Annotated in this window: 19 protein-coding genes and 1 pseudogene; 9 read left to right on the top strand and 11 right to left on the bottom strand. The window is 63.0% G+C overall.

Annotated features, from left to right (window positions below; all coding sequences use genetic code 11):
- Nucleotides 1–19: 19 nt before the first annotated feature.
- Complete coding sequence (locus ACO06O_RS06850) at nucleotides 20–385, bottom strand: response regulator (protein ID WP_421877655.1); 366 nt, start codon at nucleotides 383–385, stop codon at nucleotides 20–22.
- Between the two features lie 182 nt (nucleotides 386–567).
- Between ACO06O_RS06850 and ACO06O_RS06845 the strand changes: the two genes are divergently transcribed.
- Both ACO06O_RS06845 and ACO06O_RS06840 read left to right on the top strand, forming a co-directional pair.
- Nucleotides 568–1,470: an ROK family protein gene (locus ACO06O_RS06845; protein WP_421877653.1), complete on the top strand. Its 903-nt coding sequence runs from the start codon at nucleotides 568–570 to the stop codon at nucleotides 1,468–1,470.
- Nucleotides 1,467–2,744: a DNA polymerase IV gene (locus ACO06O_RS06840; RefSeq protein ID WP_421877651.1), complete on the top strand. Its 1,278-nt coding sequence runs from the start codon at nucleotides 1,467–1,469 to the stop codon at nucleotides 2,742–2,744. The genes ACO06O_RS06845 and ACO06O_RS06840 overlap by 4 nt, the downstream gene beginning before the upstream one ends.
- Nucleotides 2,745–2,766: 22 nt before the next feature.
- Here ACO06O_RS06840 and chrA read toward each other — a convergent pair whose 3' ends face one another.
- Both chrA and ACO06O_RS06830 read right to left on the bottom strand, forming a co-directional pair.
- Nucleotides 2,767–4,122 carry a chromate efflux transporter gene (chrA, locus tag ACO06O_RS06835; protein WP_421877649.1) on the bottom strand — a complete coding sequence of 452 codons (1,356 nt, stop codon included), beginning with the start codon at nucleotides 4,120–4,122 and terminating at the stop codon, nucleotides 2,767–2,769.
- The gene (locus ACO06O_RS06830) at nucleotides 4,119–4,940 is read right to left on the bottom strand and encodes a chromate resistance protein ChrB domain-containing protein (RefSeq protein WP_421877647.1); all 822 of its coding nucleotides are present in this window, start codon (nucleotides 4,938–4,940) and stop codon (nucleotides 4,119–4,121) included. The genes chrA and ACO06O_RS06830 overlap by 4 nt, the downstream gene beginning before the upstream one ends.
- Before the next feature lie 209 nt (nucleotides 4,941–5,149).
- On the opposite strand from ACO06O_RS06830, the gene ACO06O_RS06825 reads away from it, so the two are divergent.
- The 4 genes from ACO06O_RS06825 (at nucleotide 5,150) to ACO06O_RS06810 (ending at nucleotide 8,797) form a co-directional block, all read left to right on the top strand.
- A complete protein-coding gene (locus ACO06O_RS06825; RefSeq protein WP_421877645.1) occupies nucleotides 5,150–6,115 on the top strand; it encodes a 2-hydroxyacid dehydrogenase in 966 nt (321 codons plus the stop codon).
- Between the two features lie 75 nt (nucleotides 6,116–6,190).
- On the top strand, nucleotides 6,191–7,285 hold the full coding sequence (locus tag ACO06O_RS06820) for a bifunctional transcriptional activator/DNA repair enzyme AdaA (RefSeq protein ID WP_421877643.1): 1,095 nt from the start codon (nucleotides 6,191–6,193) through the stop codon (nucleotides 7,283–7,285).
- Nucleotides 7,269–8,045: an isocitrate lyase/PEP mutase family protein gene (locus tag ACO06O_RS06815; protein ID WP_421877641.1), complete on the top strand. Its 777-nt coding sequence runs from the start codon at nucleotides 7,269–7,271 to the stop codon at nucleotides 8,043–8,045. The genes ACO06O_RS06820 and ACO06O_RS06815 overlap by 17 nt, the downstream gene beginning before the upstream one ends.
- A 71-nt stretch (nucleotides 8,046–8,116) precedes the next feature.
- Nucleotides 8,117–8,797: an SDR family NAD(P)-dependent oxidoreductase gene (locus ACO06O_RS06810; RefSeq protein ID WP_421877639.1), complete on the top strand. Its 681-nt coding sequence runs from the start codon at nucleotides 8,117–8,119 to the stop codon at nucleotides 8,795–8,797.
- Nucleotides 8,798–8,806: 9 nt separating this feature from the next.
- Here ACO06O_RS06810 and ACO06O_RS06805 read toward each other — a convergent pair whose 3' ends face one another.
- Nucleotides 8,807–9,376 carry a CGNR zinc finger domain-containing protein gene (locus ACO06O_RS06805; RefSeq protein WP_421877637.1) on the bottom strand — a complete coding sequence of 190 codons (570 nt, stop codon included), beginning with the start codon at nucleotides 9,374–9,376 and terminating at the stop codon, nucleotides 8,807–8,809.
- Nucleotides 9,377–9,468: 92 nt separating this feature from the next.
- On the opposite strand from ACO06O_RS06805, the gene ACO06O_RS06800 reads away from it, so the two are divergent.
- The 3 genes from ACO06O_RS06800 (at nucleotide 9,469) to ACO06O_RS06790 (ending at nucleotide 12,585) form a co-directional block, all read left to right on the top strand.
- A complete protein-coding gene (locus ACO06O_RS06800; protein ID WP_421877635.1) occupies nucleotides 9,469–10,350 on the top strand; it encodes an alpha/beta fold hydrolase in 882 nt (293 codons plus the stop codon).
- A gap of 169 nt (nucleotides 10,351–10,519) precedes the next feature.
- Nucleotides 10,520–11,206 carry a GGDEF domain-containing protein gene (locus tag ACO06O_RS06795; protein WP_421877633.1) on the top strand — a complete coding sequence of 229 codons (687 nt, stop codon included), beginning with the start codon at nucleotides 10,520–10,522 and terminating at the stop codon, nucleotides 11,204–11,206.
- Nucleotides 11,207–11,340: 134 nt separating this feature from the next.
- The gene (locus tag ACO06O_RS06790) at nucleotides 11,341–12,585 is read left to right on the top strand and encodes a M24 family metallopeptidase (protein ID WP_421877631.1); all 1,245 of its coding nucleotides are present in this window, start codon (nucleotides 11,341–11,343) and stop codon (nucleotides 12,583–12,585) included.
- Nucleotides 12,586–12,602: 17 nt separating this feature from the next.
- Here the strand turns inward: ACO06O_RS06790 and ACO06O_RS06785 are convergent, their stop codons facing one another.
- The 7 genes and pseudogenes from ACO06O_RS06785 to fabG form a co-directional block, all read right to left on the bottom strand.
- A complete protein-coding gene (locus ACO06O_RS06785; protein ID WP_421877629.1) occupies nucleotides 12,603–14,696 on the bottom strand; it encodes an ATP-binding protein in 2,094 nt (697 codons plus the stop codon).
- 118 nt (nucleotides 14,697–14,814) lie between these two features.
- The gene (locus tag ACO06O_RS06780) at nucleotides 14,815–15,774 is read right to left on the bottom strand and encodes a hypothetical protein (RefSeq protein ID WP_421877627.1); all 960 of its coding nucleotides are present in this window, start codon (nucleotides 15,772–15,774) and stop codon (nucleotides 14,815–14,817) included.
- Between the two features lie 84 nt (nucleotides 15,775–15,858).
- Nucleotides 15,859–17,049: a class I SAM-dependent methyltransferase gene (locus ACO06O_RS06775; RefSeq protein WP_421877625.1), complete on the bottom strand. Its 1,191-nt coding sequence runs from the start codon at nucleotides 17,047–17,049 to the stop codon at nucleotides 15,859–15,861.
- Nucleotides 17,050–17,253: 204 nt separating this feature from the next.
- A pseudogene (gene mltG, locus ACO06O_RS06770) lies at nucleotides 17,254–18,050 on the bottom strand (endolytic transglycosylase MltG).
- 325 nt (nucleotides 18,051–18,375) lie between these two features.
- Nucleotides 18,376–19,641, bottom strand: a complete 1,266-nt coding sequence (fabF, locus tag ACO06O_RS06765) for a beta-ketoacyl-ACP synthase II (protein WP_421877623.1) — start codon at nucleotides 19,639–19,641, stop codon at nucleotides 18,376–18,378.
- Nucleotides 19,642–19,842: 201 nt separating this feature from the next.
- On the bottom strand, nucleotides 19,843–20,076 hold the full coding sequence (locus tag ACO06O_RS06760) for an acyl carrier protein (RefSeq protein ID WP_420417159.1): 234 nt from the start codon (nucleotides 20,074–20,076) through the stop codon (nucleotides 19,843–19,845).
- A 184-nt stretch (nucleotides 20,077–20,260) separates the two neighbouring features.
- The gene (gene fabG, locus ACO06O_RS06755; protein ID WP_421877621.1) at nucleotides 20,261–20,998 is read right to left on the bottom strand and encodes a 3-oxoacyl-[acyl-carrier-protein] reductase; all 738 of its coding nucleotides are present in this window, start codon (nucleotides 20,996–20,998) and stop codon (nucleotides 20,261–20,263) included.
- Between the last annotated feature and the right edge of the window lie 15 nt (nucleotides 20,999–21,013).

Here is a 21,013-nt window from a genome sequence, read left to right as displayed (position 1 = left end):
CCAGAAGTCCGGCACGGTCCTAAGACAGGAATTTTTCCACCGTGGACAAGAAATTTGCCACCGAAATCGGCTTGGCGATATACGCCTCGCAGCCGCCTTCGAGGATCTTTTCCTCATCGCCCTTCATCGCGAACGCCGTGACGGCGATCACCGGAATATGCCGAAGGTCGTCATCTTCCTTGATCCACTTTGTCACTTCCAGCCCTGAAACTTCCGGCAATTGGATATCCATCAGAATCAGATCCGGTTTGTCGCTGCGCGCGATTTTCAGGGCTTCCATACCATCCCGCGTCTGCAGAATCTCGTAGCCCTTCGAATCCAGCAAATCATGAAACAGCTTCATGTTGAGTTCGTTGTCCTCAACGATCAAAACCGTCTTCGCCATTTGGCCCCCTATGCCGGTACCTACTCACTTGCGTTACGGTGCCATGTCGCACCGCGAATCCGATAAAAGCACCGGCCCGCCGAAAACGACAAATCGGCAAAGACGCGGCGCTCGCTTCGTTCTATATCATAATGACAGGGGTGGCGACGGTTTTCAAGCCCCAAGATGGCGAGGAGAACGGCGTGCGCATCGGTATCGACCTGGGCGGGACGAAGATTTCCGGCGTTGTGCTGGACGATGCGGGCGCGGTGCAAATTCATCTGAAACGGCCTAGCCCGCGCGGCGACTATGGAACCACGTTGAATGCGATTCGCGATCTGGCCAACGAACTGGCCGGACCCGACCGGCCTGACATACCCCTGGGCATCGGCATCCCGGGGACGGTGTCCAGGCGTACCGGCTTGGTAAAGAACGCCAATTCCACGTGGTTGATCGGCAAGCCGTTGGACCGGGATATCGAAACCCTGACCGGCCGAAAGGTCCGAGTCGCCAACGACGCCGATTGTTTCACCCTGTCGGAAGCGACCGACGGCGCCGGGCAAGGCTACCGCACTGTGTTCGGCGTGATCTTAGGAACCGGCGTCGGCGGCGGCCTTTCAGTGGAAGGCACGTTAATTTCGGGGCCAAATGGAATCGCCGGCGAATGGGGCCACAATCCTTTGCCGTGGACCGATCCGGTTACGGATCCGACATTTGCCTGTTATTGCGGCAAGACCGGCTGCATCGAAACCTTCCTCAGCGGCCCGGCACTCAGCGCGCATCATGCCCATGATGCGGGGGAAGAGATCGACGCGGAAATGATCGCGGCCGGTGACCTGCCAGGGCGCACCGCGTCCCTGGCACGTTATGCGGACCGGCTGGCCCGCGCGTTGTCCCATGTCATCAATCTTTTCGACCCGGACGCCATCGTTCTGGGCGGCGGCCTGTCACAGATCCAGGGTCTTTATCAGTCCGTTCCCGCCCGCTGGGGGCGATATGTCTTTTCCGACAGTGTCGAGACCCCGCTGCTGCAGAACCGGCACGGATCGGACAGCGGCGTCAGGGGGGCGGCGTGGCTGTGGCCGGCCGCCGCGTCCGAAATATGACCGACCGCGTTCAACTCTGCCGTGATTGCCAGAAATCCAGTGTGATCGGGGAGGGCCGCCCCCTGCCCGTGCGCTGCTCCACCTGTCGGTCGACGCGGCTGATCGATCATCCCGAACTGGACAGCCTGTCGATCGCGCATATCGATTGCGACGCTTTCTATGCGTCTGTCGAAAAGCGCGACGACCCGAGCTTGGCGGACAAACCGGTGATAGTCGGCGGGGGTACGCGGGGCGTGGTCTCGGCGGCATGCTACGTCGCGCGGATCTACGGCGTGCGATCCGCCATGCCGATGTTCAAGGCGTTGAAAGCCTGCCCCAACGCCGTGGTCATCAAACCGAACATGGAGAAATACGCCGCCGCCGGCCGCGAGGTCCGCGCACTGATGCTAGAAGCGACACCCATGGTCGAACCGCTGTCCATCGACGAGGCGTTTCTGGATCTGACGGGCACGGCGCGGCTGCACGGCCGGTCCCCGGCAGCAACGCTGGCCTGGCTGGTCGGCCGGATCGAACGGGAAGTCGGGGTCACCGCATCAATCGGGCTCAGCTATAACAAGTCCCTGGCGAAGATTGCGTCCGACCTGGATAAGCCGCGCGGTTTCGCGGTGATCGGCCGGGCGGAGGCGGTATCGTTCCTGACCGAACAGCCGGTCGGCCTGATCTGGGGCGTCGGCAAGTCCTTGCGCGCCAAGCTGGAAGCGGATGGCATTCAGACCATCGGCGACCTTCATAAGTTCGAGAAGATCGATCTGATGGCACGCTATGGTGCCATGGGGAAGCGCCTGTATCATTTCGCGCGCGGCGAGGACGACCGGACGGTGTCGCCAGACGGTGAGACGAAATCCATCTCCTCCGAGACGACGTTCAACACGGATATCGACGATGCCGAAACGCTGAAAGCGGAACTGTGGCCGCTGTGCGAGAAGGTATCCCGTCGACTGAAGGCCAAGGAGTTCGCGGGCCGTACGGTCACTCTGAAGCTCAAGACCAAGGATTTCCGCACCGTCACCCGGTCGCGTACCCTGCCAGATCCAACCCAGTTGGCGGAAACGCTTTACCGGACCGCCGCACCGCTGTTGGAAAAGGAAGCCAACGGCCGGGCTTTCCGTCTGATCGGTATCGGCGCGTCGGAACTGACCGATCCCGCCCAGGCAGACCCGCTCGACCTCGCCGATCCGGATTCGGGCAAACGGGCGAAGGTCGAACGCGCCATCGACGCCGTCCGTGCCAAGCTGGGCAAGGACATCCTGAAAAAGGGGCGCGGCTGGCACTGATGGCCCGCCGCGCCGCAATCCGTCAAAAGGCGAGGCGCGCCAGAATGCCCAGCACGGAACACAATCCCAGAAGCGTCACCACCCCCACCTTGCCGCTATAGAGCAGCGCAACGGCGACCGCGACGATCGCCGCCGCGGCGGGGTCGACGCTGCTGAGAACCGGAAGTTCCAACGCCGGCGGTGCCCAGGCGGGAACCGTCAACTCCCCGAAACAGACCCGCAAGCCGAACCAGAGCGCCATATTCGCGACAACGCCGACCACCGCCGCCGTGATCCCGGCCAGCGCCCCGGCCAGGCGCGGCTTCTTTTGAATCCGTTCGATATGCGGTGCGCCCAGAAACACAAAGGCAAAACAGGGCGCGAATGTCACCCACAGGGTCAGGAGGGCCGCCAGCACCGCCCCTGCCAATCCATGCGTCCCGTAGCCGGCCAGGAAGCCGACAAATTCAAGAACGAGGATCAGCGGGCCCGGGGTTGTTTCCGCCAGCCCCAGGCCGGACAGCATTTCGTCGGCCGTGAGCCAGGCATAGTTCTCCACTGCCTGCTGGGCGACATAGGACAGAACCGCGTACGCGCCACCGAAGGTGACGACGGCCATCTTCGAAAAGAACACCGCCACATCCGAGAACAATCCCCCGACCGGCAACAGCAGCAAGACCGGCACGGCCCAAAGAACCAATGCCAGTATTCCGGATTTGCGTGCCGAGGCCGCGTGACGCGCGGCGCGGCCGGGATCGATCCGGCTCAGCTTGTCCAGCAGGCTTTCGCTTTCATCCTGAGCCTTGCCGTGACTGCCCGCAGCAAAGACGCCCGGGATGGCCAGGCCCAGAAGGCCCGCCGCCAGGACGACGACCGGAAACGGCACGCCGAATACGAACAAGGCAACGAAGGCCGCCGCCGCCGCTAGCCAGGGGACCGGTCCGACAAGGGCCTTCTTGGCGATGCGCAAGACCGCATGGGCGACCACGGCCACCACGGCGCAGGTCAGACCGAAGAACAGCGCCGACACCACACCGACATCGCCGAACTGTACGAAGATCAGCGACAGGACCAGCATCACCGCCGCGCCGGGTAGAATGAAGGCGAGGCCCGCGACCCAGCCCCCTTTCGCGCCATGAATCAGCCAACCCAGATAGGTCGCCAATTGCTGAGCTTCCGGCCCCGGCAACAGAGAACAGAAGTTCAAAGCGTGCAGAAACCGTCGCTCATCGACCCAATGCCTGGTCTCCACGACTTCCCGGTGCATCAGGGCAATCTGCCCGGCCGGCCCGCCGAAGGACAAGAGGCCGATCTTGAACCACATCCGCACGGCATCGGCAAAGCGCGGCTCACCGGCATTCTGGACCTCATCGCGCCCGTTCATTGCGGTATCGGTCATTTGCCCCCTCCCGATTGTACCGGCCAGTCATGGGCCTCTTCCGTGGCGTCCCGGCACCAACGGTAGAATGCGTCGTATACCCCCAACGCCGCGTCCAATTGCTGAAGGTCGTCGCGATACATGCGCGACAACCCGAGCGATGCCGCAAGCAGGCCCGCGCATTCCGGCGCAAGATCGGGCCGGGCGGTGTCCGCACCGCGCACGATGACGGATAAATGCCGCAGCGCCGGCTGGTCCAGTTCGAATTCCCGCAGCATGGTATCGAAGGTACATTCCTCCCCACGGTGGCTCCAAAAGGCCCCTTCCAGATCAAAGGGTTCGGCGCCGAAGCGATCCGCAACATCCATCACTTCGGACGGTGAAACGAACAGGAATACCGCATTGGGATCGACAAACCGCCGGATCAGCCAGGGACAGGCGACACGGTCCACCTTCGGCCGTGCCCGCGTCACCCACAAAGTCCGGCCCTTCCCGTCCGGGGCAGGCAGGCGGGCCGGGTTCACCGTGGGCAGGCCGGCCTGCGCCCAGGCGACGAATCCGCCCTCCAGCGTTTCCGCCTCGACCCCCTCGGCGCGCATCAGGGCCGCGACGCCCTGACTTAACTTCTTGCCCTTATGGCAGATGACCACGGCCTTCTGACCGGCATAGTGGGACAGCCAAGTTTGCAGGTCGGTATGCCGCCTGCGCCGCGCGCCGGGAATGAAGCGCGGGTCCGCATCGAAGTCCTCGTCGATACGGATATCGATCAGTGCCGGGCAGTTCGGCAGACCGATCAGTTTTGACAATTGCTGTACGGTGATTTCAGTCGGAGACGCCATAACACGTCCTCCCTTCATCTCAGGGTTTAAAGGACGCGACTCTTGGGCTGACGCCTCACGGGGCGATCGCATGCCCCAGCGCGAAAAAGATACGAAGCCGCTTCACCGCAGTCAATATGTTGGCATTCCTGTCGCTGCCGTACATGTTCCGGGGCCGCGCGCCATCCTATTCTGCGCGCCATTGTTAGATCGCAAGGGGGAGTTACCCGATGACCGACCGTCCGAAAGTGCTGGCCACCCGTCTGATGCCGGAAGCCGTGGAAACCCGCTTCCACAGCGAATTCGCCGCCATTTCCAATCCGGACGACCGCCCCCTGGACAGCGATGCCGTCGTCGCGGGCGCAGAGGGATGCCGGGGCATCATTTGCAGCCCGACGGAGAAGATGGACGCCGACACCATCGCCCGCCTGCCGGACAGCGTCGAAATCCTGGCGACCTTCTCCGTCGGCTGCGATCATATCGACCTGAACGCGGCGAAGGCGCGCGGGCTGATCGTGACCAACACGCCGGACGTCCTGACCGACGCGACGGCGGATACGACGATCCTCTGCCTGTTGGGGGCGGCGCGCATGGCCCAGGATTCCGAACGCATTCTGCGCGAGGGAAAGTGGGGCCGCTGGGCACCGCGCGACATGCTGGGCGTGCACATGTCCGGCAAGCGCCTGGGCATTGTCGGCATGGGCCGGATCGGTCAGGCCGTCGCCCGACGCGCCCAAGGGTTCGGCATGACGGTTCTCTATCACAATCGCCGTCCGCTAAACGCCCCGGACGATCAAGGGGCGACCTTCTATGCCGATGCGGCGGATATGCTGCCGCTTTGCGATTTCCTGGCACTGACCTGCCCGCTGACGCCGGAGACGCACCATTGGCTGAACGCTGAGCGGATTGCACTGCTGCCGGACGGGGCGGTCGTCGCCAATACGGCGCGCGGCCCGGTCCTGGTCGACGATGCCCTGATCGACGCCTTGAAATCCGGCAAGGTTTTTGCCGCCGGCCTGGACGTCTTCACCGGCGAACCGAAGCTGGACCCGCGCTATCTGGACCTGCCGAACGTCTTCCTGCTGCCGCATATCGGCTCGGCGACAGTGGAGACGCGCAACGATATGGGGTTCCGCTGCCTGGACAATCTGGCCGCCCATTTCGCGGGCCGCCCCTTGCCCAGCCGGGTCGTCTGAGGCGGGGGGCGCAAAAATCGACAATGGTGCCCGAATTTCGTCGGACGGTCGGCGCAGCGCGATTAGGATGCGGGCATGCTCTTCGACCTGCCCAACCACGACCTACTGTATCAGGCCCTGATCGATCAGGATTCGCGCTATGACGGCCGGGTCTTCGTCGCCGTCCGGACGACGGGGATCTTCTGCAGACTGTCCTGTCCGGCGCGCAAGCCCAAGAGCGAGAATTGCAATTTTTATGACACGGTCGCCGCCTGTGTCGAAGCCGGCTACCGGCCGTGCAAGCGCTGCCGCCCGCTGGCGACGGCATCGGATCACGATCCGACCGTCGCCGCCCTGACAACCGCGCTGGAGGCCGATCCTGCGCGCCGGTGGCAGGAGCGTGACATCGCCGCGATGGGATTCGACCCCTCGACCGTCCGCCGCGTATTCAAACGCTATTTCGGGATCACCTTTCTGGACATGGCCCGCACCGCACGTCTGCGCAGCGGCTTTCAGACATTGTCCCGGGGCGGGCGCGTCATTGACGCCCAGTTGGAAGCCGGTTTCGATTCCGGTAGTGGCTTCCGCACCGCCTTCGCAAAACTGCTTGGTCAGTCCCCATCCCGATTTACGGGCGAAGAGATCCTGCGCGCGGATTGGATCGACACCCCGATCGGGCCGATGATCGCCGTCTGCGACAGAACCAATCTGCATTTGCTGGAGTTCGCCGACCGCAAAGCCCTTCCGACAGAATTGAAGCGGCTTCAGGCGAACGCCAAGGGCGGGATCGGTGTCGGACGCTATGATGCGACGGATCGCATCGCAAAAGAGCTGGATGAGTATTTCAACGGACTACGGCCGGAATTCGAGACGCCGCTGGCCTATCACGGCTCTCCATTCGCGAAATCCGTCTGGCATGCCCTGCGCCGCATTCCGCCGGGTGCAACGCGCAGTTACAGCGATATTGCCCGCCAGATCGGCCGGCCGGACGCGGTTCGCGCCGTGGCCCGCGCCAATGGGGCAAACCAGATCGCCATCGTCGTCCCCTGCCACCGCGTCCTGGGCGCGGACGGGTCGCTGACAGGATATGGCGGCGGGCTATGGCGCAAACAGCGCCTGATCGATCTTGAAGGGCAATATGCCCGCCAAAGCCAAGCCGGAAAGGACACACGCCATGCCGCAAGCGGATAAGGCGCAGCATTTCAATACGCTTCACGTGAAGGGAAAGCCCGTCGTTCTCTATAACATCTGGGACGCCGGCAGCGCGAAGGCCCTGGCAGAGGCGGGGGCGCCGGCGGTCGCAACCGGTAGCTGGTCCGTCGCGGCGGCACAGGGATACCCGGACGGGGAAGCCCTGCCCCGCGACGTCCTGACGGATATTGCGCGCCGGATCGCGGGAGCCGTCGATGTTCCGGTGACGATCGACTTCGAAGGGGGATATGCGGTCGATCCGGCCGATGTCGCAGCGAATTTTGCCGCGCTGCTGGATACCGGAATCGTCGGTGTGAATTTTGAGGATGGCGTGGTCGGCGGCGACGGGCTGCACCCCATCGCGGCACAGGCCGACCGCATCTCGGCCCTGCGCCGCGCGGCGGATGCCAAGGGGGTTCCCGCCTTCCTGAACGCACGGACCGATCTGTTCCTGCGCGAAAAGGACAAAACCCGACACGCCGACCTGATCCCGGAAGCGTTGGAGCGCGCAAAAGCCTACGCGGCGGCCGGGGCCAGCGGTTTCTTCGTTCCCGGCTTGACCGACGTGCAAGGCATCAGCGAAATCTGCGCGGCCAGCCCCCTGCCGGTCAATGTGATGAAAATGGGCGACGCACCGGACATACCCGCTTTGTCGGCCCTTGGCGTTGGGCGGGTCAGCTTCGGTCCCGCGCCCTATATCCGGGCCATGGCCGATCTGGCAGACCGCTTCCGCACCGAAACCGGGACCCAACCGCATTGAGAACCCTTGCGTCCGGGCGCAATCACCCCAGCTAAGGAAAGACCCATCCCCGGCGCGAAAGGAAGCCCGACATGTCCGAAGCCAAGGAAACCGCCCTGATCATCGGCGCCGGTGCGGGGCTCAGCGCCTCATTGGCGCGTCTTTGCGCGGCGGAGGGCATGGATGTGCATCTTGCTGCGCGCAATCCCGGCAAGTTGACAGCGCTATGTCAGGAAACCGGAGCGCAGGCCCATTCCTGCGACGCATCCGATCCGCCGGCGGTCGAAGCCCTGTTCGACGCCCTGCCCCAGGTTCCGGATCTGGTCGTATTCAATCCGTCCAAACGGGTGCGCGGCGGTGTTCATGAACTGGACCCTGCCGCCGTCAAGGAAGCCATTGAAATCACCTGTTTCGGCGGTTTCGTGGTCGGCCGGGAAGCAGCACGGCGCATGCTGCCGCGCGGCAGCGGGTCGATCCTGTTTACCGGCGCGTCGGCCAGCGTGAAGGGCTATGCCAACTCGTCGACCTTTGCGATGGGCAAGTTCGGCTTGCGTGGGCTGTGCCAGTCCATGGCGCGCGAGCTGCAGCCGAAAGGCATCCATGTCGGGCATTTCGTCATCGACGGCGGGATCGCCAGCGACAGCCGGACTTCCGACGACGACCGGTTCCTGTCGCCCGACGCCATTGCCCGGTCCTATCTGGACCTGCACCGGCAGCATCGCAGCGCCTGGACCTGGGAAGTCGAGTTGCGGCCCTGGGTCGAGAATTTCTGACCTTCCGCGTCAGCCCCCCGTCGTCCGATTGCGCGCGTTGTAGGTCCGCTTTTTTGCCCTGTTCCCGCACCGGGTCATACTGCACCAGCGGCGTTTTCCCGGACGGGAATAGTCGACGAACAGAACGGAACAGTCTTCGGCCTCGCAGCGTTTCACCCGGGCGAAATCTGGTCCGCTCAACAGGTCTATCGCATCCCGCGCCACCTCGCCCAATATCGCGTCCAAGGGCCAGTCATCGGACTGCGAGACGCCCCGTCCGTCCGGCGTCAGGCGCGGCGGCGGCGGAAAGATCGCCGCATAACGATTGATCCGATCGACATCCTCCGCATCGGGCATTTCGCCGTCATACAGGCTGTCCGCGATCCGCCCGATACTGTCCCGCAGGGCGCGCGCTTCATCTAGCTCCGGCTGGGTAACGGGTCGTCCCAACGGTTTTCCCGCGACCGATGCGAACCAGTCCTCCAGCGCCGCCGGGTCGGGAAGCCGTTCCAAGGGCGAACCAAATCTGTCCCCCAAGGTCGCCGCCAAATCCAGGCAGGGCCGACCCGTGTCGGTATGGAAATCCATCTCGGAAATCATGGCAGAACCTTCACGTCATTTTGGCACTAGTATAACCAGTTCCATCCTGATAGTCTACGGCACCATTTAAACTGGTGCCAACGGAGTACATCATGAACGGAACGATTGCTTGGGACGATTTTCAGCGGGAGATGATCGAAACGGCCCATGGACCGCTCTTGGTTCGCAGCGCCGGTGCCGGCCGTCCCCTCCTCATGCTGCACGGCTTTCCACAGACCGGTCATACCTTTCGCCTGACCGCCCCGGCATTGACCGACCAGTATCGCGTCATCGTGCCGGACCTGCCCGGCTATGGCGCTTCTCCGGGGCCGGCGGCGGCCGATAACGGCGCCCCTTTCGACCGACGCTGTGTGGCGCATAGTTTGGCGGCAATGATGACCGCGCTCGGCCATGAGCGGTTTCTGCTGGTCGGCCATGACCGGGGCGCGCGGGCAGCCTACCGTCTGGCCCTGGACTTTCCGGAAAAGGTCGCGGGCCTCGTCTCCATCGACACGGTGCCGACGGTGGCGGTCTGGGAGGCGATGACCTACCGGTCCGCCAACCACGCCTTTCACTGGCCGCTTCTGGCACAACCGGCGCCCCTGGTCGAAGCGATCCTGCGCCAGGCATCCGACGACCTGATCGGGCATCTTCTGGAGCGGTGGGCCGGAACGCCGCTGACCGAGGACGCGACCCGCCGCTATCTGGAAGCCTATCGACAGCCCTCCGTCCAGGCGGGCGCCGCTGCGGACTACCGCGCCGGCGCGGGGCTGGACCTGGAAGTCGACCGCGCGGACCGCGCGGCGAACCGGAAGCTGGCCTGCCCGCTGCTGGTACCCTATGGAACCGGCTACACGACAACCGACCCGGAACCCGATTGGCGCATCTTCGCGGACGACATCCGTACGATCCCCATCGATTGCGGCCATTTCGTTCAGGAAGAGGCGCCGGAAGCGTTGATCCCGGTGCTGCGGACCTTCTTGCAATCCGTGTAGCGATACTAGGAATCCGATTCCGACTCCGCGGCAGAATATCCCTGGTTAACAATCGGTTAACGACCCGTTAACTGAAAGAATCCGCAAGACTCCGGGATTCCCGGTATTGGCATGGGGTTTGAACCTTCGACCGTCGAAACGACACCGCGTGACGGGAGAGGGTTTGGCTATGACCGAGATTCTGAACAAGGGCGACCTCGTAGCTGCGAGCGGCGGAATTGTGCCGGCCGCGGTCCTGGTAGAGGAACTGACCAGCGATCTGCCGGACGATCTGGCCGAGGCACGCAGCTATCGCCGCCTTCTGGAAGACGCGCTGAGCATGGCGATGGAGGCCCGCGCGGAACTGGCCGATGCCCAGCGCCGTGTCGCGGTTCTGGAACATCAGGCGCGCACGGATGAGGTGACCGGCCTGCTGAACCGGCGTGGCTTCGAAGCGGCGATGGAAGGCGCCCTGGCCCGGACCCGCCGTTTCGGCGAGAAAGGGGTCCTGGTCATTGTCGATCTGGACGGTTTCAAGACCGTCAACGACACCCATGGCCACGCGGCCGGCGACTTGGTGCTGTCCGCCGTCGGTACCATCCTGTCCCGCCATACCCGCGATACGGACTCGGTCGCCCGTATCGGCGGCGACGAATTCGCGATCATCCTGACCGAAGCGACCCTGGACGGGGCGCGCAAACGGGTACGGTGCCTGGACCAATTGCTGAACTATGCCACCGTGCCCTGGCATGGAGTCCAGATTCCGATCCGTGCGTCCTTCGGCACCGTCCCCTACGGACCGAAAGATCAGGCAGAGACCCTGTTCAGCCGTGCGGACGAGGCGATGTACGCCCGTAAGCGCAGCCGCGCATCCTGAAGGTTCCCCAATGACTGCGCCCCGCAAGTCCTTTTCAGCGCATTTACGTCGCTAACGGGAGACCACGCGGCCCATGAATGCCGAAATCTGGATGGAACAGCCATCCGGCATGACGCATCTGGGGAGGACACGCGATGGGGTTGAATTCACGGTTCGGCGCGGGACGTCAGGCCCGTCAGCACGGCGCGATGGAGTTTTCGGAGGCGCCGGTCGACCTGGACATCGTCCGTGCCTATCGCCTGGAGCGGTTGCGGGAGAAGCTGCGCGAGGGTGACTTCGCGGGCGGCCTGTTCTTCAACCAATTAAACACGCGCTATGCGACCGACGCGACCAACATGCAGGTCTGGTGCGCGCATTACGAAACCCGCTGCGTCTTTGTCTGTACCGACGGTCCGGTCGTCCTGTTCGACTATGCCAACCACCCGTATCTGGCGGAAGACCTGCCCGGCGTCGACGAATACCGGACCATACCATCGTTCTATTTCTTCACCGTCGCCCATCGCGGCCCGGACCGCGCCCGAATTTTCGCCGACCAGATCGCCGACCTGGTTCAGAAACACGGTGGCGGCAACCGCCGCATCGCGATCGACCATCTGTCCATGATGCCGACCGAGGCATTGCGCGACAAACAGTTGAGCCTGCATGAGGGCGAAGGCCTGGCGGAATTGGCGCGCTGCGTGAAATCGCCGGAAGAGCTGGTCCTGATGCGAAAATCGATGGACGCCTGCGAACAGGGCATCCGGGAGATGCATGACATCCTGGAACCGGGCATCACCGAAAATGCGCTGTGGGCGAAGTTGCACGAGGTCAACATCCGGATGGGGGGCGAATGGATCGAAACCCGGCTTCTGTCCTCCGGCCCGCGCACTAATCCCTGGTTTCGGGAATGCTCCATGCGCCCGATCGAAGCCGGCGACATGGTCAGCTTCGACACCGATCTTGTCGGTCCCTACGGCTATTGTTCGGATATCTCGCGGGCTTGGATCTGCGGCGCAAAGCCAACGGACGAACAGCGGCGGCTCTATGCCAAAGCCTTTGAGCAGATCGAGCACAATATCGGTATCCTCGGCCCGGGCCGCAGTTTCCGGGACGTCACCATGGAAGCCTGGGCCATTCCGGAAGAGTTCCTGTCCAACCGCTATGCCAGTTGCATGCACGGTGTCGGGCTGGCCGATGAGTATCCGTCGATCAAGCACCGCGCCGATTTCGACGCGAAGGGCTATGACGGGGTATTCGAACCCGGCATGGTCGTCTGCGTCGAAAGCTTCATCGGGGCGGAAGGCGGCCGCGAGGGCGTCAAGCTGGAGGAACAGGTGATCATCACCGAAACCGGCGTGGAGCGCATGTCCTCTTATCCGTTCGAGACCGACTGGCTGTAGCCGATCGGGGCGCCGCCTTACCGGGAAGACCGGCTTTCGGGGAAACGAATCGACACCGTTGTGCCGACTCCCTTGTCGGACCGGATGGCCAAATGACCGCCGTGAATACGCATCATGGACTTGGCCAGAGGCAGGCCCAGGCCGGTTCCGGCATGGCTTTTGGAATAGGCGTTGTCGATCTGGGTGAAGGGCTGCAGCGCCAAGTCGATTTCATCCTCTGACATGCCGATGCCGTTGTCGGTCACGGATATCTCGACACGCATTGTGTCGTCGAGCCGCGCGGTGACCGTCACCGACCCGTTCGGCCCGGTGAATTTGATCGCGTTCGAGATCAGATTCAGCAGGATTTGCCGCAACAGACGCTCGTCCGCGATCAGATAGGGCACCCCGTCGACCTCTTCCAGATGAAGCCGGACCTGTTTGGCAGCGGCGGTGTCATGCGTGAACCGAATGACCGAGTTCAGTAGCGCGCCGACATCGATCTTGCTTTCGCGCAGTTCCTGTTTCCCGGCCTCAATCCGCGAATGCTCCAACAAATCGTTAACCAGAGACAGAAGGTGCGATCCGGCCTCGCGGATGGTGACGGCATAATCCTTGTATCGGTTGTCCGACCCCAACGGACCGAAGGTTTCGGCGCACATGATCTCGGAAAATCCGATGATCGCGTTCAGCGGCGTACGCAGTTCGTGGCTCATATTCGCCAGGAAGGCCGATTTCGATCGGTTCGCGCTTTCCGCCCCGGCCTTGGCCTCGTTCAATTGAGCGAAGGCACGCTGGAGACGTTCGCTGTCATCCCGAAGCCGCGCCACGACACGATTGTACTGGGCGGCGATTGGTTCGACCTCTGATCCCAATTCGACGCGGACATCCTGTGTGATGTCACCCGTTGCCTGATGGGCCTGCATGTCCTCGACCAAATCCGCGATCGGTGTCGACTCGCTATGTTCGACCACGTTCAGGCCCAGATGTTCGGCCTCAGCCGACACCCGGAACGGCACTACCCGGTTGACGATGAACAACACCGCATAGGAGACGATGAAGGTCGCTGCGCCGATGGATCCGATTCCCAGCACCTGTACTGCAATCTGCTGCATCAGCGGGTGCGACATGGTCCCGGCCTCCGCGAAGAAGGGGACCGCCAGCGTCCCGGCAATGCCGGCAAAGAGATGCACCGGCACGGCGCCGACGGCATCGTCGATGCGCATCTTCTCCAGAACCGCATTGCCCAGATAGACGGCCGCCGCGCCGATCACGCCGACAATCGCGGCGGCGTGCTCACCATACACGTCGGCGCCGGCGGTAACCGCCACCAATCCGCCCAGCGCCCCGAACAACAGCATGTCGATGCGCGTCGGGCGGCGGCCGACCATGGCAACCACTAGCGCGCAAAGACCGCCCGAGAAGCCGGCGATCAGCGTGTTCAGCAGGATCGGTGCGACCCGCGCCTCGAATGCCAGGGTCGAGCCGCCATTGAAGCCCATCCATCCCAGCCACATCAGCAAAACGCCCAGCCCGGCCAAGGGCATGTTGCTGGGTTGCGGTTTGCGACCGTCTGGCCCGAACCGGCCCAGGCGCGGGCCGATGATGAACAACAACGCGAGCGCGACCCATCCGCCGATGGAATGCACCACGGTCGATCCGGCGAAATCGTGGAAACCGCGCGCCTCCAGCCAGCCGGGCGCACCGCCGTCTATTCCCTGCCAGGCCCATCCGCCGAAGACCGGATAGACGAAGGCCGCGACCAGGGTGACGACCAGGGCATAGCTGCTGAACCGCATCCGCTCGGCCACCGCGCCGGAAATGATCGTCGTTGCCGTGCCGCAGAACATGATCTGGAAAATCAGGACCGTGACGCCCCAGCCCTGGGCCACGGTAAGGTTAGCGTCGCCCGCCGCACCACGGACCGCGATGGCCCCATCCGCGAACATCAGATGCGCGCCGATCAGCCAGAAGGCGAAACCGGCGATGCACAGGTCCACGAAATTCTTTGCGACGACATTGATGCTGTTGCGGGAACGGACCAGGCCGGCTTCCAGCGCACAGAACCCCAATTGCATGAGAAAGACCAGACAGGCGGCGGTGATAACCCACAGCATGTCGGCTGACGACACGGACAGCGTCCCCAAAGTTTAACCCCCAAACCCTCGGCCGGACGAATTATTCTCGTCTGGATAGACGATCCGATTCCTGATTACCCGTCGACGGTTAAATGCCCCGCTAACGGGCGGGTCAGCACCCGTCTGTCGGCGCCACTCCGTCCAGCAATGTTGCCGCCTTGAATGGCGTTTCCTCCCCCGGCGAGACAGTTACCCGTACCGCGTCAATGACAGCATAATCCCCAGCACCGTTCAGACGCCAGAGATTTGGCGCGGCATCGCCCCCAAACGTCCTGTCCAGGCAATAGGGGTCGGTATCGCCATGGATATACAATACGGGCATTCCGAAAGTTGCCGCCGCGTGCACCAACCTGTCCCGGATCTCGGCAAAGGCGTCGCATTCCTGGCGCTTCGTGGCGGTACAGGGACCGCTGCCCCACGGTTCGGTCAGGTCGGCCTGGGCCGCAACGATCATGGCCCGCGCATTCCGCGCCAACGCCTCGGCGACCGCTGCATCGAGCCATTGCTCATTCGCAGCATCGCGGGCGTCGACCCGGGCGAGCGCATCGTCGACATCGTCCATCAGAATCTGCCGGCGGCCGTTATTGGTGCCGACGATATGCAGGGTCAGAAACAGCGACTCGCCGTCCCACCAACGGGCATTCTCCGGATACCCCTCCTGTCGCACGACCGAAAGGGCTTGCGGCGGTTCCGGCGCCGGGTCAAAAAACAGGGTCCGCAACCGGTCCAACCGGTCGTATTCGCGCATCGCCAGACCGGACGAATCCCGGTCGCAATCGGTCCATTCATTGTCCCCCGGCGTATAGAAGACCCGTCCCGGCTTCAGCGCGTAAATCGCGTCCCGTCGCTCGATCAACAGGGCATCGGAGCAGACTTCCTTGCTGCCCTTGATGTCGCCGGCATGGATGACGAAGGGCACATCCGCCGCGACGATCGCGGGCGCGATCGCATCCCGGAAGGTCACCTCCTGTGCGGAGTTATAGGGTAAGTCGCCGACGACGATGAACTCCCCGGCGGCGGCGGTGGGGGCGGCGGCGAACAGCATCGCCGTCAAGAAAAGACCGTGTTTCACCGGGCGCATCCTTCCCTTGGGGCAGTGTCGGCTCAATGGTATTGGCCGAACGTTACACTGCGATGTGGGTGGCGGGACTACGGTTCAATTCCGGTAGAGATAGGCCCGGCTGCGTGGAACGGTATCGATCTTGCGCGCCAGTTGGATCTGAAAGACGCAAAGCTCCTGGATACGGAACCCCATCTCGCACCCCAGAAGATACATTTCCCACATCCGGCAGAATTTCTCGTCATAGAGCGCCCGGACCTTGCCGCGGTTTGCCATGAACCTTTCGTGCCAACGCAAAAGCGTATCGGCGTAATGTTCGCGCCAGACCTCGAAATCGGTGAGCCAGAGCCACTGCTTCTCGATCGGCCGGGTGATTTCGGTCAGAGTCGGCAGGTAGGCGCCGGGGAAAATGTACTTCCGCATCCACGGGCTGATCGGCTCCGGCGTTCCCATCCGGCCGATCGTGTGGATCATCGCGATACCGTCATCCTTCAGAAGGTCTTTCACCTTGGCGAAGAACTCGTCGTAGTGGCGGGGGCCGACATGTTCGAACATGCCGACGGACACGATCCGGTCGAAGCACTGGTCGAGATGTCGGTAATCCTTCAGTTCGAAACGCACACGATCGTCGATACCGGCGTCCCTCGCCCGCTGGTTCGACACTTTGTGCTGTTCGACGGACAAGGTGACCCCGGTCACGTCGCAATCGTAATTCTGGGCGAGATAGAGCCCGAGACCGCCCCAGCCCGATCCGATATCCAGGACCTTCATTCCCGGCTCGATCCGCAGCTTCTTCGCCACATGCGCTTTCTTGGCGACCTGGGCGGTTTCCAGATCCGTGTCCGGGGTCTCGAAATAGGCGCAGGAATACTGTTTGTCGGAATCCAGGAACAGTTCGAAGAACTCGCCATTCAGATCGTAATGATGGGCGACGTTTTTCTGCGCCTTGCCGACCGGGTTATAGGTTGCGGCGAGATTGACCACATTCTGAAACCGCCGGCCGATCCGCTGCAGCACGCCATCCTGCTGAACAACCAGGTTGTGACCGACGACATAGAGGAAATCCTTCAAGGTCCCCTTTTCAATGGTCATCGTGCCGTCGACATAGGCCTCCCCAATACGCAACCTGGGGAAAAACGCTGCCCGGTTCATCGCCACCGCGTCGTGGAACTTGATACGAACCGTTGCCCCGGTACCATCGCCGTATCGGTGTACCGAACCGTCGGGACACTCCAATTCCAGAGATCCCGAGCGTACCAGGTATTTCAACAGAAGATGTAGCAGCACGCCGCTGTTCTCCTTCCGAAGACCGCACCCGCGCCGCGAACAAGAAGTGCAGCGCTGAATTGCACCCTGTTTACACAAGGCAATTCAAGCAAGTAGCTGAAATTATGGCAAGGGGTTATGCCCGCCGTTCGGCGTCGATACCCTTTTGACGATAAGGAATAGAGGTGTATGCGTTCAGATGGAACCGCCTGAACACTTACGCCTCTAGTCGGTCTGGCTGCGGATTTTGCGCCATTTGGCGACGTTGCGATTGTGCTGCGCCAGGGTTTCCGCAAAGGCGTGGCCGCCGGTGCCGTCGGCCACGAAGTAAAGTTCCTTGGTCTCCGCCGGGTTCAGGGTCGCCTGCAAGGTCAACCGGCCGGGATTCGCGATTGGCCCCGGCGGAAGCCCGTCGATCCGATAGTATTGTAGGGATTGTCGACCTTCCAATCCTGGCGGGTCAGGGCGCGCCCCAGGGGCGCCTGACCGCCGGTCAGGGCATAAACGACGGTCGGATCGGATTGCAGCCGCATGCCGCGCCGCAGCCGGTTCACGAAGACCGCCGCGACCCGGGCCCGTTCGGCGGCGACCCCGGTTTCCTTCTCGACGATGGAGGCCAGGATTAGCGCTTCGCGCGGCGTCGAAACCGGCAGATTCTCCGCCCGGCCTTCCCAGAGGTCCATGAGTGCCGCATCCATCGACGCCTGCATACGGCCCAAGACATCGGCCCGCGTGTCGCCCCGGCGGTACTGATAGGTCTCCGGCAGCAGGCTGCCTTCTTCCGGCGGTGCCGGCATCTCGCCGGTCAGCCCATCGGCGGCCGCGACGATCTCCAGCACTTCCGCAACCGTCAGCCCTTCAGGGACCGTGAGGAAATGCACCAGAACGTCGTGTTCAATCAGTTTGCCCGCCACGTCGGCCTGGGAAAGACCGGCCTCGAAACGGTACTCGCCCGCCTTAAGTCGCGTGTGGTCACCGGAGTAGCGCAACATCGCAATGAAGACTGCCGGGTGATCGATCACCCCGGATTCCGCTAGATTCCTGGCAATACGCTGCAGTCCGGAACCGGGCTCGATCACAACGGTGGTATCGGCCGTCAGCGGACCGGCCTGACGATGGACGGTTTGGGCCCAGTGGAACAGCCATGCCGCGCCGCCCCCGGTCAGCAGGATCAAGAATAGAAACGAGATCAGGGCACGGCGCAGAATTCGCGCCGCAGGGCGCCTACGCGGCGGCGGGGTCTCTGCCTCCCCGCCTGCCGCGGCGTCTTCGGTCTGATCGGAATTACGCTCGGTCACGGTCTCGTGCGTCCGCCTAGGGTTTTCGCAAGGCAGGCGCCCCGCCGGGTCACGACGGGGACGGGCCGAAAATCACACTAGCATTTGTACCGCCGAAGCCGAAACTGTTCGACAGCGCATAATTTACTTCGCGCGCCTGGGACTTATGCGCCACCAGGTTCAGATCGCAGCCCTCGGACGGGTTGTCGAGGTTCAGCGTCGGCGGAATGTTGCCCGTCTGGATCGTCTTGACCGAGAAGATCGCTTCCACCGCACCCGCCGCGCCGAGCAGATGGCCGATCGCCGATTTGGTCGACGACATGGCGAGCTTGTAGGCGTGGTCGCCGAACAGGCGCTTGACCGCGCCCAGTTCGATCTCGTCGCCCAGCGGCGTCGAGGTGCCGTGCGCGTTGACGTAATCGATCTGTTCCCGGGCGATCCCGGCATTGCGAAAGGCGTTCTCCATGGCGCGGTATCCGCCGGACCCGTCCTCGGACGGCGCCGTCATGTGATAGGCGTCGCCGGACAGGCCATAGCCGAGGACTTCAGCATATATTTTCGCGCCGCGGGCCTTGGCATGTTCAAGTTCTTCCAGAACGACGATGCCCGCGCCTTCGCCCATGACGAAGCCGTCGCGGTCCTTATCCCACGGGCGGGATGCGCGTTCCGGCGTCTCGTTGAAACTGGTCGACAGCGCGCGCGCCGCGGCGAAGCCCGCGACCCCGATGCGGCAAACCGCCGATTCGGTACCGCCGGCGACCATCACGTCGGCATCGCCGAACATGATCAGGCGCGCGGCATCGCCGATGGCGTGAGTGCCGGTCGCACAGGCCGTGACAACGGCATGGTTCGGACCGCGGAAACCGTGGATGATCGACACATAGCCGCTGGCCAGGTTGATCAGGTTCGCGGGGATGAAGAAGGGGCTCAAACGGCGCGGGCCGCGTTCGTCCAGGATCTTGCTGCCGTCGGCGATCCCGCCCAGACCGCCGATACCGGACCCGATCATGACGCCCGTGCGATCCAGCTCGTTCTGATCCTTGGAGGTCAGGCCCGCATCGTCCACCGCCTGCTGGGACGCGGCCAGCGCGTAGGCGATGAAGGTATCCATCTTTTTCAGGTCTTTTTTCTCGACCCATTCCTCGGCGTCGAAAGCGCCATCGGCCTTGCTGCCCTTCGGGATCTCACCGGCAATCTTGGCCGGCAGGTCGGACACGTCGAAGCTTTCGATGGCGCGAATGCCGGATTTACCGGCGATCAGCCGGTCCCAAACCGTGTCGACCCCGACACCCAGCGGCGTCACAGCGCCCAGACCCGTTACGACTACGCGTCTCATGATCGTCCCATCCTCACACTGTCGGTCCAACACCGATAAACGGACACAAAAATGCCCGCAAGACGTCGCGACCCCGGTCAGACCGCCTTCAAAAGAAGGCGACCGCCTGGGGGCCGTGCCGCAGCGGGCATTGCGCCGACACGCGGCGCGGCAGATACGCGTCGAGCGGCCCTTACCGGGCCGCCCGATCCGCGCACAGAATTACTTGTTCGCGGCGATGAAATCGATCGCATCCTTGACGGTCGCGATCTTTTCGGCCGCGTCGTCCGGGATTTCGCAGTTGAATTCTTCTTCGAACGCCATCACGAGCTCGACCGTGTCGAGGCTGTCCGCGCCCAGATCGTCGATGAAGCTGGCATTGTCGGTAACCTTTTCGGCATCAACGCCCAGGTGCTCGACCACAATGCTTTTCACACGCTCCGCAACGTCGCTCATATCTGTCTTTCCCTTGTCTGCCGCGGCCAGGAGAACCCGGCCGACCTCAGTTTCAAACCCGAATTATGCGCCGGTCTCCAGCGCGACGGCGCCTGCCTATCACACTTCATCTGGAGAGACCAGCCTATCGTTTCACTTAAATGACCGCCCGTTTTGTCCCGGAATTCCGGGCTGGGCGACCAAATCAGATCATTGCCATACCGCCGTTCACGTGCAGCGTTTGGCCAGTGATATAAGCCGATTCAGGCGCTGCCAAGAAGAGGGTCGCAGCCGCAATCTCTTCCGGGGTCCCCATCCGCCCGGCCGGAATCGCGGATAACAGCGATTCCTTTTGCTTGTCCGCCAATGCGTCGGTCATCGCGGTTTCGATAAAACCGGGCGCCACGCAGTTGACGGTAATGCCGCGGCTGGCAACTTCCTGCGCCAGGGATTTCGACATGCCGATCATGCCCGCCTTCGACGCCGCATAATTCGCCTGCCCCGGATTGCCGGTGACGCCGACGATCGACGTGATACCGATGATCCGGCCCCAGCGCTTCTTCATCATCCCGCGCAGGCAGGCACGGGACAAACGGAAAGAGGCGGTCAGGTTGACCGCAATGACCTGATCCCACTCGTCGTCCTTCATACGCATGGCCAGATTGTCGCGCGTCAGGCCAGCATTGTTGACCACGATGTCGATGGCGCCCATGGCCTCTTCCGCGGCTTTGGCCAGCGCGTCCGGACCATCCGGGTCGGACAGATTGGCCGGCAGCACATGGGCCCGGTCGCCCAGTTCGGACGCAACGGCCTCAAGGCGTTCCGCGCGTGTACCGCTCAGGCCGACCGTCGCCCCGGCGGCGTGCAGCGCCTTGGCGATTTCACCACCGATCCCGCCGGTCGCCCCGGTCACCAGGGCGCATTTTCCCGTCAAATCGAACATGTATCTCTCTCCCTA

The sequence above is a fragment of the Pacificispira sp. genome, from assembly GCF_965228185.1.
Taxonomy (GTDB): Bacteria; Pseudomonadota; Alphaproteobacteria; order UBA8366; family Aestuariispiraceae; genus Pacificispira.
Note: the sequence above shows the minus strand (reverse complement) of the source record. Positions and strands in the feature narration are given on the sequence as shown.

Excerpts from the sequence above, each read along its gene's own strand:
- ACO06O_RS06820 (WP_421877643.1), top strand. The coding sequence starts at position 6,191 with ATGCTCTTCGACCTGCCCAACCACGACCTACTGTATCAGGCCCTGATC.
- fabF (WP_421877623.1), bottom strand. The coding sequence starts at position 19,641 with ATGAGACGCGTAGTCGTAACGGGTCTGGGCGCTGTGACGCCGCTGGGT.
- ACO06O_RS06830 (WP_421877647.1), bottom strand. The coding sequence starts at position 4,940 with ATGGCGTCTCCGACTGAAATCACCGTACAGCAATTGTCAAAACTGATC.
- ACO06O_RS06810 (WP_421877639.1), top strand. The coding sequence starts at position 8,117 with ATGTCCGAAGCCAAGGAAACCGCCCTGATCATCGGCGCCGGTGCGGGG.
- ACO06O_RS06795 (WP_421877633.1), top strand. The coding sequence starts at position 10,520 with ATGACCGAGATTCTGAACAAGGGCGACCTCGTAGCTGCGAGCGGCGGA.
- ACO06O_RS06805 (WP_421877637.1), bottom strand. The coding sequence starts at position 9,376 with ATGATTTCCGAGATGGATTTCCATACCGACACGGGTCGGCCCTGCCTG.
- fabG (WP_421877621.1), bottom strand. The coding sequence starts at position 20,998 with ATGTTCGATTTGACGGGAAAATGCGCCCTGGTGACCGGGGCGACCGGC.
- ACO06O_RS06840 (WP_421877651.1), top strand. The coding sequence starts at position 1,467 with ATGACCGACCGCGTTCAACTCTGCCGTGATTGCCAGAAATCCAGTGTG.
- ACO06O_RS06790 (WP_421877631.1), top strand. The coding sequence starts at position 11,341 with ATGGGGTTGAATTCACGGTTCGGCGCGGGACGTCAGGCCCGTCAGCAC.
- ACO06O_RS06850 (WP_421877655.1), bottom strand. The coding sequence starts at position 385 with ATGGCGAAGACGGTTTTGATCGTTGAGGACAACGAACTCAACATGAAG.
- ACO06O_RS06760 (WP_420417159.1), bottom strand. The coding sequence starts at position 20,076 with ATGAGCGACGTTGCGGAGCGTGTGAAAAGCATTGTGGTCGAGCACCTG.
- ACO06O_RS06815 (WP_421877641.1), top strand. The coding sequence starts at position 7,269 with ATGCCGCAAGCGGATAAGGCGCAGCATTTCAATACGCTTCACGTGAAG.
- ACO06O_RS06825 (WP_421877645.1), top strand. The coding sequence starts at position 5,150 with ATGACCGACCGTCCGAAAGTGCTGGCCACCCGTCTGATGCCGGAAGCC.
- chrA (WP_421877649.1), bottom strand. The coding sequence starts at position 4,122 with ATGACCGATACCGCAATGAACGGGCGCGATGAGGTCCAGAATGCCGGT.
- ACO06O_RS06800 (WP_421877635.1), top strand. The coding sequence starts at position 9,469 with ATGAACGGAACGATTGCTTGGGACGATTTTCAGCGGGAGATGATCGAA.